The following is a 12839-nucleotide window of genomic DNA, read 5'->3' as shown; positions in this document are numbered from 1 at the left end:
CGCTTTCGGATGTTGCGGACTCAGCCGGGGCAGGCCCGATCAGCTCGGGATCAACTGCAGGCTTCGGATTCAATGTACTCAGCCGTGGAGTCGCGAATCACCGGACCCATGCCACTCACGGCCTTTGCCTGCTCCATGATTTCCAGTGTGGAACCGGTGCCGACCAGGTTCACCGTGTGGTTGGCGCAGTTATAGACCCGCTTGGAGTAGATCACCCCAAGCATCCCTTCACGCCGCGTGATCACGACCCGTTCCTGTGCGTTGCCGCTTTTCTCTACCAGTGCGTGCTGACCGGTTCGATCATGGGGGATGGATATGCTTTTGCCTTCAGCATGCGCCGACAGGGCAGGGATCATCAGGGCCAGAAAACAGGCATGCAATTTCATCGGTGCTCCTGCGGATGAATGCGGGTTCGTTGGATCCAAAATTTACTACTGCAACGCGATTCTGGATAGCCGGGAGAGCTGCCTCTCGTCGGCTTGTTTTCAACAAATCACATCCTGCGCCAGGCCAAATATCCCGTGGAACTGTTGCTCAGGCAACAGTCGTTCCACAGCCTGGTGTGGGACGGACAGTTGACGCTGCACGCCAGTCGTTGCAACACCTTGATCTGCCTGTCTTTTATTGGATGGCATGGTTGCTGCTCTGTGGATGTGCAGGCCCTTGTGCTTAATGCGCTCGGGAAGCTTGCAGCAGAGGAGTACCGTATGAGCCAATCGTCCATAAAATTTGCGTACTGGGTGCCCAACGTCAGTGGTGGGCTGGTAGTCAGCAAGATCGAACAGCGCACCAGTTGGACCATCGACTACAACCGCAAACTGGCGCAGATCGCCGAGCAGTCCGGCTTCGACTATGCGCTGACGCAAATCCGCTTTACCGCCGGCTATGGTGCCGAATTCCAGCATGAATCCGTAGCTTTCAGCCACGCACTGTTGGCTGCGACCGAAAAGCTCAAGGTCATCGCCGCGATATTGCCTGGGCCATGGACTCCGTCGGTAGCCGCCAAACAACTGGCGACCATTGACCAGCTCACGGCCGGGCGCGTGGCAGTCAATATCGTCAGCGGCTGGTTCAAGGGCGAGTTTCAGGCCATCGGTGAGCCCTGGCTGGAGCATGACGAACGTTATCGGCGCTCCGAGGAGTTCATTCGCGCGCTCAAGGGGATCTGGACTACCGACAACTTCACCTTCAAGGGTGATTTCTATCGCTTCCACGATTACACCCTCAAACCCAAGCCGATCCAGCGTCCTCACCCGGAGATCTTTCAGGGCGGCAGCTCTCGGGCTGCACGTGATATGGCGGCGCGGGTGTCGGACTGGTATTTCACCAACGGCAATACTGTCGAAGGTATCAAGGCACAGGTCGATGACATTCGAGCCAAGGCAGCCGCGAACGGGCATTCGGTGAAGATCGGCGTGAACGCGTTCATCATTGCCAGGGATACCGAAGAGGAGGCGCGTGCCGTGCTGGCCGAAATCGTCGACAAGGCTGACCCGGAAGCCGTCAACGCCTTTGGTGATGCCGCGAAACAGGCTGGCCAGTCGAGTCCGGAGGGCGAGGGCAACTGGGCCAAATCCACCTTTCAGGATCTGGTGCAGTACAACGACGGCTTCAAGACCAACCTGATCGGCACACCCCGGCAGATTGCCGAGCGCATCGTGGAGCTCAAGTCCGTTGGCGTAGACCTGGTCCTTTCGGCGTTCCTGCATTTCCAGGAAGAAGTCGCCTATTTCGGTCAGCACGTGTTGCCTCTGGTACGCGAGCTGGAAGCCGCCGCGCAACGCACGCCTGTCGCCGAGACGGCTTGACCTCAGGCCACTGTCGATAACCCGCCTTGCCCCTGTAAGCCAGTCGCATTTACAGCCCGTCATAAAATCAGGCGCCACTGTGATCCAGTGTGCGCCTGTGTCCGTATGTTCAACCCCGATCAACCCATATACAGTTGCACGTGGCATTATGATGCCACTCGCTGGCATGCTTTTATCGATGCCAGGCCTTCCAGGTATGGCCGAGCACTTGCCGACAATGGCATTTGATAGCGAAAGGATTGTCGATGGCCCCTGAGCAATCAGGTCCGGTTTTCAGAAAAACCAGATGCACTGGTTCTCACCTGTTGTGGAGGCAAGTTTTGAAACGCGACCTTCGGCTTGCGTCATGGCTGATCTTCGTAGTGTGCGCCTGCGTGGTGATGTTGATGGCCTGGCAAGCATGGACCGCACGCCGCAACACTCTGGAAAACATCCAGACCAGCACGATCAATCTGGCTGGAGCGCTGAGTACCTACACGGATGGCATTTTCAAGCAGAGCGAGCTGATGCTGATCGGCCTGACGGAGCGTGTCGAAAAGGACGGCGCCGGGCCTGAACAGATCGAGCGTCTGAGGTGGGTCATTGCGCGTGAAATGGGCGCGTTGCCGCAGATCGATACCGTGTCGCTGTACAACGCCGACGGGATTTGCATCTTCTCGAGCAATCCCAAAGTCATAGGCATCAACAGTGGGCAGCGCCAGTTCTTTCAGCACCATTTGCAGATGCCTGACAAAGCCCCTTACATCGGCCCGACGATTCGCAGCCGCGCCTCCGGCGAATGGGTCATATCGGTCAGCAGACGCATCAATAATCCCGATGCGAGTTTTGCCGGGCTGATGGTCGTGACCATCGGCGTCGATCATCTGTTGAAGTTCTATTCGGATATCAAGGTTGGCCGAACCGGCATCATCAGTCTGACGTCGACGACCGGACAGCTGCGGGTACGCTATCCCCATCTGGAGCAGGAAATCGGTCGCGACCTGTCATCGACGCCCATTTTCACCTCGAAACGCGGCCAAGTGTCCGGCACCGCTCAGTTCGTTTCCAGGATCGACGGTGTCCCGCGTTTTTATGCGTTCAAACGCAGTGATGTCTACCCGATCGTCACCGTGGTTGCGCTGGGTCAGAAAGAAGCCATGCTCGACTGGCTGGGCCAGACCAGGCAGTCCATTCTGGTCATGCTGGTGCTGCTCGGCCTGGTGATCGGACTCGGCGTCCGTCTGATCGGGCATATCCACAGCCGCATACGTGCAGAAGACCAGCTGCTCGATTCCCAGGCAGCCCTGATCCAGCTGAACCAGCACCTGGAGTTGATCGCCTCTGAAGACAAACTGACCGGGCTGGCCAATCGCAGACGTTTCGATCAGTTTCTGGAAGTCGAATTCAAACGCGCCAGACGCGAGCGCAGTCTGCTGTCGTTGATTCTGATCGATGCCGATCATTTCAAACGCTACAACGATCATTACGGTCATCTGGCCGGTGATGAATGCCTGATTGCGCTGGCTCGAGTGGTCGAGCAGTTCATTCGCCGTCCCAGTGACGTCGCCGCCCGCTATGGTGGTGAAGAGATCGCGGTGGTGTTGCCCGGTACTGATGAGTCGAACGCTCGCCAGGTGGCCGAGAAGATCCTTCAGGCAATCCGTGACGAGCAGATCGAACATCCTGCCAGCCCGTTTGGCATCGTGACGATCAGCCTGGGTGTCGCGACATTCGTCGGCACGGATCGTCAGCTCGATCAGCGAGGCCTGATCGAGCTTGCTGACCGCGCGTTGTATGCCGCCAAATCGCAGGGTCGCAACCGGGTGAATGTGGCGTCGGAAAACGCGACCGGCACATTGCCGGCCTGGACCCGCGTCAAGGCCTCGGCGGATGCGCGAGCCGACACGGAGCCAAGGTCGGGCCAGCGCGATTGATGCCCGTCGGCCGCCTCTTGGCTATCACTTCTCAGACAGTTGCTGATCGTCGGCAATCTGTTGCGCATGCGGTTTGCGGCGCAGCGCGGATAACACCCAGACGAAGAATATCGGCACCAGTACCACGCCCAGCAACGTTGCACTGAGCATGCCGCCGATAACACCTGTACCGATGGCGCGCTGGCTCGCAGCCCCCGCGCCGGTGGCGAGGGTCAGCGGCACCACGCCGAGAATGAAGGCCAGCGAGGTCATGACAATCGGCCGAAAGCGCAGCCGCGCAGCCTGAAGTGCCGCGTCGCGCAGTGAATGGCCCTGATCCCACAGCTCCTTGGCGAACTCGACGATGAGAATCGCGTTTTTCGCCGCCAGCCCGATGATGGTGATCAGGCCGACTTTGAAATACACATCGTTGGGCATGCCGACGGCCGTCACGGCCAGCACGGAACCCAGCGCGCCGACGGGTACGATCAGCATCACCACCAGCGGGATCGCCCAGCTCTCATAGAGCGCGACCAGCAGCAGGAACACCACCAGCAGTGCCAGGCCGAACAGTCCGACCGCCTGGCCGCTGGCGAGTCTTTCCTGATAGGAGAGGCCGGTCCATTCGTAACCGATGCCTTGCGGCAGCTCGGAAACGATCCGTTCGATTTCAGCCATGGCCTCGCCGGTACTGACCCCCGGCGCTGCGTCGCCGGAAATCCTGAACGCGGGGTAGCCGTTGTAGCGTGCGATCTGCACCGGGCCTTGTTCCCAGTGTGTCGAAACGAAGGCACCCAACGGCACCAGCGTGCCGCTGCTGTTGGGCACGTAGAGTTTGAGCACGCTTTCCGGGGTCATTCGCGAACTCTGCTCGGCCTGCACGACCACGCGCTGTTGACGCCCGGCATTGGCGAAGTCACTGATCACCGAGGAACCGAAGGCGGTGGACAGGGCGTTGCTGATCGACTCGAAACTCACCCCAAGCGCACGGGCTTTTTCGCGGTCGATGTTCAGGCGCAATTGCGGCGCTTCGGCCAGGCCTTCCATCATCGCGTAGAGAATCTTCGGGTTGCCGTTGGCCTCGCCGAGCAGCTTGTCGCGTGCCGCCAGCAAGGCTTCACGGCCCAGGCCTGCGCGGTCCTGCAGACGCAGCGAGAAGCCGCCCGAGGTGCCCAGGCCGTCGATAGGCGGTGGCGTCACTGCCATCACCGTGCCGTCGCCGAGCCCGGCAAAATGCTGGTTGAACGCCGCTGCTTCTTCAGCCGCCGACTGGCCCTTGCCGCGCTCCGACCAGTCCTTCAGGGTCGGGAACGCAAGACCCGCGTTTTCACCCATGCCCGAGAAGCTGAACCCCAGCAGCATGGTCACCGCGCCAGTGGCTTCGCGGGACAGCATGTAGTTCTCAAGCAATTGCGCGGTGAGGTCGGTACGTGAACGGGTGGCACCGGGAGGCAGTTGCACGTCGATGATCAGATAGCCCTGGTCTTCCACGGGCACAAAGGACTCCGGCAGGCGCAGGTAGAAAAAGCCCAGCAGACCGACGATACCCAGGTACAACAGCATGTAGCGGCCGGCGCGCTTGATCATGCTGGAGCTGACGCGCTCGTAACGGTCGGTGAACGTACCGAACAGGCGATTGAAACCACCGAAGAACCCCCGCTTTTCATGGTGCCCGGCCGGGATCGGCTTGAGCAGCGTGGCACACAGCGCGGGGGTGAACGTCAGGGCCAGGAAACCCGAAAACAGAATCGACACGGCCAGCGACAGCGAGAACTGCTGGTAGATGACCCCGACCGAGCCGCCCATGAACGCCAGTGGCAGAAACACGGCGGCCAGGACCAGCGTGATGCCGAAAATCGCCCCGGAAACCTGCTGCATCGCCTTGACCGTGGCGGCGGCGGGAGAGAGGCCTTCTTCAGCCATGATCCGCTCGACGTTTTCCACCACCACAATGGCGTCGTCGACCAGAATACCAATGGCCAGCACCATGCCGAACATGGTCATCATGTTCACCGAGAAGCCCATCAGGTACATGATCGCCAGTGTCCCTGCCAGGCACACCGGGACCACGATGGTCGGGATCAGCGTGTAACGGATGTTCTGCAGAAACAGAAGCATCACCAGAAACACCAGCACCATGGCTTCAACGAGGGTGTAGATCACCTTGTCGATCGCCACGTCAACGAAGCGCGAGGTGTCGTACGGTATCGAAAACCCGACGCCTTCCGGGAAATTGACCGACAGCTCGGTGAGCCGCTGCTCGACGGCTCTGGCCGTCTGGATCGCGTTGGCACCCGGCGACAGCTGAACGGCACCGGCGACGGCCCGTTGCCCGTTCAGGCGTGATTCGAAGCTGTAATCCTGGCTGCCGACCGCCACCCGCGCCACATCGGACAGGTGCACCGCAGAGCCGTCCTCGTTGGCACGCAGAACGATGCGCTCGAACTCTTCCGGGTTGTCCAAAGTGCCCTTGACCGCCAGGGTGGCGGTCAACTCCTGCAATGACGAGCCCGGGCTGCTGCCGAAACTGCCTGCCGGAACCTGCACGTTCTGCGCCCGGATGGCGGCATTCACGTCGTCGATGGACAAGCCGAAACCCACCAGCTTCTGCGGATCGATCCATACCCGCATCGCGGCTTCGGCAGCGAAGAATTGCAGCCTGCCGACACCGTTCACCCGGCTTATTTCGTTATTGACGTTGCGTGCCGCGTAGTCGGCCAACGCGACGGTATCCTTGTTGGCCGCGCCGTCCTTGTAGTTCAGTGTGTAGATCAACAGAAAACCGGAGCTGGCCTGTTCGACCTGCAGGCCCTGGCTGAGGACCGTCTGCGGCAAGCGTGCTTCGGCTTTCTTGATACGGTTCTGTACCTCGACCTGAGCCAGGTCCGGGTTGGTGCCCGGCACGAACGTCACGTTGATTTCCGCGCTGCCGGTCGAGTTGCTGGTCGACTCGTAATACAGCATCCCCTTGGCACCGTTGAGCTCGTCCTCGATAACGCTGGTCACCGAATCGACCAGCACTTTCGCGGATGCGCCGGGGTAGGTTGCGGTGATGGTGATCTGCGGTGGCGCCACGTCCGGGTACTGCGCCACAGGCAAAGACGGCAGAGCCATCAACCCGGCGAGCAAGATGAACAGGGCGAGTACCCAGGCGAAGTTAGGGCGCTTGATAAAAAAGAGAGACATGGACAGTGATCCTCGGTCGCGCTGAAGGCGGCTTTATTGCGCCTTGGCCTGCGGCTGGGCGGAGGGCGATTTGCGGGCGACCTTGTCACCGGCGCTGAGCCCGGTCATGTTGCCGACAATGACCTGTTCGCCTGCCTTCAGGCCTTCAGTGATCTGCCAGCGCGAATCCTGCATCGCCCCGGTTTTTACCGGGCGCGCTTCGACCGTGCCGTCCTGGGCAATCACCAGCACGCGGGCTGCACCGTCACCGGAGCGCTGAACGGCGCGCTGCGGAACAAGAATGGCGTTGCTGTCAACGCGTTGCGGTGTGCGTACCCGCACGTACATGCCGGGCAGCAGCACGCCCTTGGGATTGGCAAAGCGGGCACGCAACGAAACCTGGCCGGTAGTCCGGTCTACTGCGACATCGGTAAACAGCAGGGTGCCAGTGCTCGTGTAATTGGTGCCGTCGACACTCAGTGACAACGCGTCTTCGCCGCCCTTTGGCAAGCGGCCTTCCTGTATCGCGGCGCGCATCTGCAAGGCGTCGGCGGCCGGCTGGGTAAAGTCGGCGTAGACCGGGTCGAGTTGTTGAATGGTTGCCAGTAGCGTGGTTTCGCCCTGACCGACCAGCGCGCCCTCGGTGACCATAGCGCGGCCAATGCGGCCTGAAATCGGCGCCTTGACGGTGGCATAGCTCAGGCTCAGCCTGGCTGTTTCAACATCGGCCTCGGCCGAACGCTTCGCTGCAACAGCGTTTTGCAGCGCGGAGCGGGCCGTGTCGAAGGTCTGGCGACTCACCGCTTCAATTTCCACCAGCGACTCATAGCGCTTGACCGTGGCCTGAGTCTCGAACAGCGTGGCCTGAGTCCGTGCCAGATCTCCCTGCGCCTTGGACAGCGCGGCCTTGAATGGCGCCGGATCGATCTGGAACAGCACTGCGCCGGCTTTCACGTCGGCGCCTTCCTCGAAGTTGCGGCTCAGCACGATACCGGCCACCCGGGCGCGAACCTGCGCCACACGCACCGGTTCGATACGGCCGGGCAATTCGTCAACGAGCGTGAACGATTCGGCGCTGACGATAATGGCTTCCACCTCTTTGGGCGCTTTCGATGCAGCGTGATCCTGCTGCTGTTTCTGCTCGCACCCGGCCAGACCCAACGCTGCCAGCAGGGCTACTGCAGGCATGACACGCCAATCGCTGAAACTACTCATCATTCACCCGGCCGCAGCCATCAGATGCTAAAGCCGCGAATGATCCACTCTGAAAGGCGATGAGTCAATATTGACTCACATGAGGCTTTAGTGACTAATTGTGTATAGGCTTTGAGAACGCGGTAAGGTTTCTGCACAATGCGCCGCCCGCCACTTATACGAGTTGAAGACGTACCCAATGGAATTACCTGCTGACGACAAATTTCTGAAGGCTCTGGCCGTTGCGCTGGTCGACCATTCCAACGGTACGCTCAAGGATATTGCTCAGGCGGCTGGTGTCAGCAAGGCGACGCTCAACCGCTTCTGCGGTACTCGCGCCAATCTCGTGGAACTGCTGCTCAATCACGCCTCGGACCTGATGAACCAGATGGTTGCCGACGCGGATCTGCAGCATGCTCCGCCGCTGGAAGCACTTCAGCGGCTGGTCGACAACCACCTCATGCACCGCGAAATGCTGGTCTTTCTGGTATTTCAGTGGCGCCCGGATTCGCTCGACGAAAGCAGCGGGGGGCGCCGCTGGTTGCCTTACTCTGACGCCCTGGATGCATTTTTCCTGCGCGGTCAGCGTGAAGGTCTGTTCCGGATCGACGTCGGTGCCGCCGTCCTTACCGAAATGTTCGCAGCGCTGCTCTCCGGGATGGTCGACGCCGAACGCCGCGGCCGTGTGGCACGCGTCGGCATGGGCGCATTGGTGACCCAGTTTTTCCTGCAGGGCGCGGCGGCACGATAAGCCAGCCTGTGCTGTTTTGTCGCATGACCTATTGCAGCCCATGAGCGCGACGTTTGCGCGTCTGCTCATGCCTTGATACAGGATTGGCGGTATTCCCCATGGTCCTTGAGTGGTAAATTCGCCGCCTTTGAATTTGTCTGAACCCACGCGCCTTATCCTCAGGGGACGCAAGACATGACGCAACATCTGACACGCCGCGAGGTGGTCGCAGGTCTCTCGTTGTTGAGCCTTGGTCTGCTGACCGGCTGCGGCAGCTCCAATGCGTTGCCGTTCAAGCACGGCAAGGACATGAGCAACGAGATTGTCGGCCGCAACTTCCGGCTCAAGGACTCGCAAGGCAACGTCAAGACGCTGTCGAGTTTTCGCGGCCTCATGCCGATGATCTTCTTCGGTTTCACCCAGTGCCCGGCCATCTGCCCCACCGCGCTGGCGCGAGCTGCACAGATCAGGAAGCTGATGGGAGAGGAGGGCAAGACGCTGCAGGTGGTGTTCATTACCCTGGACCCGGAGCGCGATACGCCCGAAGTGATCGACGCTTATGTGAAGGCCTTCGATCCGACCTTCGTTGCACTGTCCGGCACGCTTGAAGAAACGGCGGCAACGGCGAAGGAGTTCGGCGTATTCTTCGAGAAGGTCCCACTGGGTGACACCTACACGATCTCGCACACCGCGACCAGTTACGTCTACGACACCCGCGGTGTATTGCGCCTGGGGTTGTCGCACAGGCTGTCCGCCCAACAATGCACCGAAGATCTGCTCACTTTGATGGAAGTATGCTGATGACCGCTCTGATTCGTAACGTTGCAAAACCGCTGTTGCTGACCCTTTCGCTGTTGGGCCTGAGCGCTCAGGCCCTGGCCGAAACACGCGTCGATGATGCCTGGGTGCGTGCCACCGTGCCGGGCCAGTCCGCCACGGGTGCGTTCATGCGTATCACCGCGGACACGGACAGCAAGTTGGTCGACGTCGCTTCACCTGTTGCGAAAACCGTGCAGATCCATGAGATGAGCATGAAAGGCGACGTGATGAGCATGCAGCGCGTCAACTCGGTCGACCTGCCGGCTGGCAAACCGGTGATGCTCGATTCCGACGGCTACCACGTGATGTTCATGGGCCTGGCCGCCCAGGTCAAAGAGGGCGACCAGGTGCCTCTGACCCTGACCGTGGAAGACGCCAAGGGCGCGAAGCAATCGATCCAGGTCACCGCAGTCGCCAAGTCACTGACCAGCGACGAGCACAGCAGCCACGGCGATCATAGCGGCCATTGAGGCTTGCAGCATCGGACGCTGGGCACTCATCGTTATAAACCGGTCTTGTGGGAGCGAGCTTGCTCGCGAAGAGGCCGGCACAGCCCCCCAGCAAACCGGGTGCTCGATGCATCGGCAAGAGAGTGATCTACATGACGCCTATCGTTCCTCACGCTCGGTGTGGGAATGCCTTTCGTGACGCTCCGCGTCACAACTCTGTGCCTCACTGCACGTTCAAAAGCGAACGCGGAACGTCCGCCTCCTATATGCATTTATGATCTAACCGACGAACCAAATATTCCTTTCAGGAACAAAGCTCTTTCGGCGATGATTGCCTCGCCACATCGGCCTAAGGAAGGTGACTGATACCAACAGAACCTGGATTTTTATCATGAAAATGCAGGAGTGTATCAATGGGCAATGTCCAGACCGCAGCCAGTGCACATGACGTGCCTTGGCGCCAGACGCCGAGTGGCGACCTGGTCGATCTGGGGCGTCCTTTCCGTGCGCCGCTGGCGTTATCGCGGTTGCAAAGCACCCCCAAGCCGATTCTCGGACGGCGCGAAGCCATTTTGCTCGGTGCGCTGGCGCTGGTGTTCCATGGCGCGATCATTTACTGGCTGAGCCAGAACCCGACGCCGGCGTTGCCGGTTGTGCCACCTGAAATCCCGCCGATGACCATCGAGTTTTCCCAGCCTGCGCCACCGGTTGTGGAAACACCGCCGCCACCGCCCGAGCCTGTCGTGCAACCGGTGGTCGAGCCGCCACCTGCTGTCGAGGACGAACTGGCCGTCAAACCGCCGCCGCCCAAATCGATTCCAAAGCCCAAGCCACAGCCGCCCAAACCGGTGGTCAAGCCGGTCGTGAAACCCGTGGCCAAACCGGTTGAACAGCCACCCACACCTCCCGTACCGACAGCTCCTGTCGCCGCGCCTGCGCCACCCGCTCCGCCGGCACCAAAGCCGGTGACCCCGGCCTCGGCCAGTGCGGGTTACTTGCGCAACCCGGCTCCGGAATACCCATCGCTGGCCATGCGTCGCGGCTGGGAAGGCACTGTGCTGTTGCGCGTGCATGTATTGGCCAGCGGCAAGCCCGGCGAGATTCAAATACAGAAGAGCAGTGGCCGCGAGCAGCTTGATGACGCCGCGCTTGCTGCGGTGAAACGCTGGAGTTTCGTTCCGGCCAAGCAGGGCGATGTAGCCCAGGATGGCTGGGTCAGCGTGCCCATTGATTTCAAGATCAACTGAGGCTTCAAGATCAAAACGTTTCACGATCAAACCCGGCTATTCGATTGACCTGGCGAGCTACCTGAACCAAAGGCGCATCGCGACACACTCCATGCCTTGTTCAGACTTTGTTCAGAGAGAGCTGCGCCATGAATCTACTTGCTTCGCCTTTTGAATCCATCGAACACGCGGTCATCTGGCTGCTGGTGCTTTTTTCCGTCGCGACCTGGGGCCTGGCCTTGCTCAAGGGCGTGCAGTTTTCGCGTCTGAAGTCTCAGGATCGCAAGTTCCACAAGCGGTTCTGGGCGGCATCGAGCCTGGATTCGGCCGCGCAACTGGCCCAGGAGCAACCGGGCGCTGCCGCTCGTGTCGCCCTGGCCGGTTACGCCGCCATTCAGGTGCCGGATGGCGCGCAGGCCAATGACCTCAGTCAGTCCATCAACCATCAGGACCGCCTTGAGCGCGCACTGCGTCAGCAGATCGTTCGCGAGCGCCGCTCGCTGGAAACCGGTCTGGCCATCCTCGCCAGCATCGGCAGCACTTCGCCTTTCATCGGTCTGTTCGGTACGGTCTGGGGCATCATGTCGGCCCTCAAGGGCATCAGTGCGGCCGGTTCTGCGAGCCTGGAAACGGTGGCCGGGCCGATCGGCGCGGCGCTGGTGGCTACCGGTGTCGGTATTGCCGTCGCAGTGCCCGCAGTGCTGGTTTACAACTACTTCCTGCGACGCCTGAAACTGACCGCTGCCGATCTGGATGACTTTGCCCATGACTTCTATAGCCTTGCGCAGAAGAGCGCCTTCCGTGTGCTGCTGCATCCGGTATTGAAGTCCGGCACTGCGGGCGCCCACGCCGGGCAGAACGTGAAGGAGGCCTCCTGAGATGGCTTTTTCTACTCAAGATACCGATGAAGTGCTGAGCGAGATCAACGTCACGCCGCTGGTAGACGTAATGCTGGTGCTCCTGGTGGTGTTCATCGTTACCGCGCCGCTGTTGACCAACTCGATCCCGATCAACCTGCCCAAGACCGAATCGGTCGCGCCAGTGGAGCAGAAAGACCCATTGGTGGTGAGCATCGACGGGCAGGGCAAGCTGTTCATCAACAAGGACGAAATCCAGCCGGGCTTGCTGGAAAGCAGCCTGAAGGCGGCCAAGGACAAGACCCCTGACGTGCGCGTGCAATTGCAGGCGGACAATGGCGTCAACTACGGAGAAGTCGCGCGCGCAATGGCTTCCATCGAACGTGCCGGGATTACCAAATTGTCCGTGATCACTGCCAAGTAGCAGATTTATACCACCTACAGCTTCAACGGTTTTGGGCCGCATCCTCAGGCAGGTGCGGCCTTTTTTTGCCTGCATCGCAGGCATTTTTCAGTACGGACACAAATGCAGATGCTTATTCGTTATTGGTATTTAAATATTTAAATCAATGTCATTAAGCTATATCGAATCGGGCTACCGGAACATCAATCAGACACCGTAATGATCGCCACCGTCCGCCGCACGGATCGCTCGTTGTAACCAGAACAAAGTTTCTGGATCAGGGATTTTCAAGGGGT

The 12839-nt window shown here is 60.1% G+C and carries 11 protein-coding genes; 8 read left to right on the top strand and 3 right to left on the bottom strand.

Annotated elements, in window-relative coordinates; genetic code table 11:
• Nucleotides 1–50: 50 nt before the first annotated feature.
• Nucleotides 51–386 carry a hypothetical protein gene (locus JOE29_RS13365; protein WP_046266801.1) on the bottom strand — a complete coding sequence of 112 codons (336 nt, stop codon included), beginning with the start codon at nt 384–386 and terminating at the stop codon, nt 51–53.
• A gap of 321 nt (nt 387–707) precedes the next feature.
• Between JOE29_RS13365 and sfnG the strand changes: the two genes are divergently transcribed.
• Together sfnG and JOE29_RS13355 are read left to right on the top strand one after the other, a co-directional pair.
• The gene (gene sfnG, locus JOE29_RS13360) at nt 708–1808 is read left to right on the top strand and encodes a dimethylsulfone monooxygenase SfnG (protein ID WP_003423982.1); all 1101 of its coding nucleotides are present in this window, start codon (nt 708–710) and stop codon (nt 1806–1808) included.
• 320 nt (nt 1809–2128) lie between these two features.
• A complete protein-coding gene (locus tag JOE29_RS13355) occupies nt 2129–3721 on the top strand; it encodes a sensor domain-containing diguanylate cyclase (RefSeq protein WP_004404095.1) in 1593 nt (530 codons plus the stop codon).
• A 24-nt stretch (nt 3722–3745) separates the two neighbouring features.
• Here JOE29_RS13355 and JOE29_RS13350 read toward each other — a convergent pair whose 3' ends face one another.
• Nucleotides 3746–6886 carry an efflux RND transporter permease subunit gene (locus JOE29_RS13350; protein ID WP_210079593.1) on the bottom strand — a complete coding sequence of 1047 codons (3141 nt, stop codon included), beginning with the start codon at nt 6884–6886 and terminating at the stop codon, nt 3746–3748.
• Nucleotides 6887–6919: 33 nt separating this feature from the next.
• Nucleotides 6920–8080 (bottom strand): efflux RND transporter periplasmic adaptor subunit, encoded by a 1161-nt coding sequence (locus JOE29_RS13345; RefSeq protein ID WP_057407178.1) that lies wholly within the window; start codon nt 8078–8080, stop codon nt 6920–6922.
• 178 nt (nt 8081–8258) lie between these two features.
• Between JOE29_RS13345 and JOE29_RS13340 the strand changes: the two genes are divergently transcribed.
• From JOE29_RS13340 to JOE29_RS13315, 6 genes are all read left to right on the top strand, one after another.
• Nucleotides 8259–8810 carry a LacI family DNA-binding transcriptional regulator gene (locus JOE29_RS13340; protein ID WP_003317850.1) on the top strand — a complete coding sequence of 184 codons (552 nt, stop codon included), beginning with the start codon at nt 8259–8261 and terminating at the stop codon, nt 8808–8810.
• 174 nt (nt 8811–8984) lie between these two features.
• On the top strand, nt 8985–9590 hold the full coding sequence (locus JOE29_RS13335; RefSeq protein WP_003424002.1) for an SCO family protein: 606 nt from the start codon (nt 8985–8987) through the stop codon (nt 9588–9590).
• Nucleotides 9584–10078: a copper chaperone PCu(A)C gene (locus JOE29_RS13330; RefSeq protein ID WP_074953537.1), complete on the top strand. Its 495-nt coding sequence runs from the start codon at nt 9584–9586 to the stop codon at nt 10076–10078. The genes JOE29_RS13335 and JOE29_RS13330 overlap by 7 nt, the downstream gene beginning before the upstream one ends.
• Before the next feature lie 392 nt (nt 10079–10470).
• Nucleotides 10471–11304 (top strand): energy transducer TonB, encoded by an 834-nt coding sequence (locus JOE29_RS13325; RefSeq protein ID WP_057407177.1) that lies wholly within the window; start codon nt 10471–10473, stop codon nt 11302–11304.
• 128 nt (nt 11305–11432) lie between these two features.
• A complete protein-coding gene (locus tag JOE29_RS13320; protein ID WP_024663870.1) occupies nt 11433–12161 on the top strand; it encodes a MotA/TolQ/ExbB proton channel family protein in 729 nt (242 codons plus the stop codon).
• A gap of 1 nt (nt 12162) precedes the next feature.
• Nucleotides 12163–12564 (top strand): biopolymer transporter ExbD, encoded by a 402-nt coding sequence (locus JOE29_RS13315; protein ID WP_003317853.1) that lies wholly within the window; start codon nt 12163–12165, stop codon nt 12562–12564.
• Nucleotides 12565–12839: the final 275 nt, after the last annotated feature.

The sequence above is a fragment of the Pseudomonas sp. PvP009 genome, assembly GCF_017832995.1.
Classification (GTDB): domain Bacteria; phylum Pseudomonadota; class Gammaproteobacteria; order Pseudomonadales; family Pseudomonadaceae; genus Aquipseudomonas; species Aquipseudomonas syringae.
This window is presented reverse-complemented; position numbering and strand designations above follow the sequence as displayed.

Excerpts from the sequence above, each read along its gene's own strand:
- sfnG (WP_003423982.1), top strand. The coding sequence starts at position 708 with ATGAGCCAATCGTCCATAAAATTTGCGTACTGGGTGCCCAACGTCAGT.
- JOE29_RS13345 (WP_057407178.1), bottom strand. The coding sequence starts at position 8,080 with ATGAGTAGTTTCAGCGATTGGCGTGTCATGCCTGCAGTAGCCCTGCTG.
- JOE29_RS13335 (WP_003424002.1), top strand. The coding sequence starts at position 8,985 with ATGACGCAACATCTGACACGCCGCGAGGTGGTCGCAGGTCTCTCGTTG.
- JOE29_RS13330 (WP_074953537.1), top strand. The coding sequence starts at position 9,584 with ATGCTGATGACCGCTCTGATTCGTAACGTTGCAAAACCGCTGTTGCTG.
- JOE29_RS13340 (WP_003317850.1), top strand. The coding sequence starts at position 8,259 with ATGGAATTACCTGCTGACGACAAATTTCTGAAGGCTCTGGCCGTTGCG.
- JOE29_RS13325 (WP_057407177.1), top strand. The coding sequence starts at position 10,471 with ATGGGCAATGTCCAGACCGCAGCCAGTGCACATGACGTGCCTTGGCGC.
- JOE29_RS13320 (WP_024663870.1), top strand. The coding sequence starts at position 11,433 with ATGAATCTACTTGCTTCGCCTTTTGAATCCATCGAACACGCGGTCATC.
- JOE29_RS13315 (WP_003317853.1), top strand. The coding sequence starts at position 12,163 with ATGGCTTTTTCTACTCAAGATACCGATGAAGTGCTGAGCGAGATCAAC.
- JOE29_RS13365 (WP_046266801.1), bottom strand. The coding sequence starts at position 386 with ATGAAATTGCATGCCTGTTTTCTGGCCCTGATGATCCCTGCCCTGTCG.
- JOE29_RS13350 (WP_210079593.1), bottom strand. The coding sequence starts at position 6,886 with ATGTCTCTCTTTTTTATCAAGCGCCCTAACTTCGCCTGGGTACTCGCC.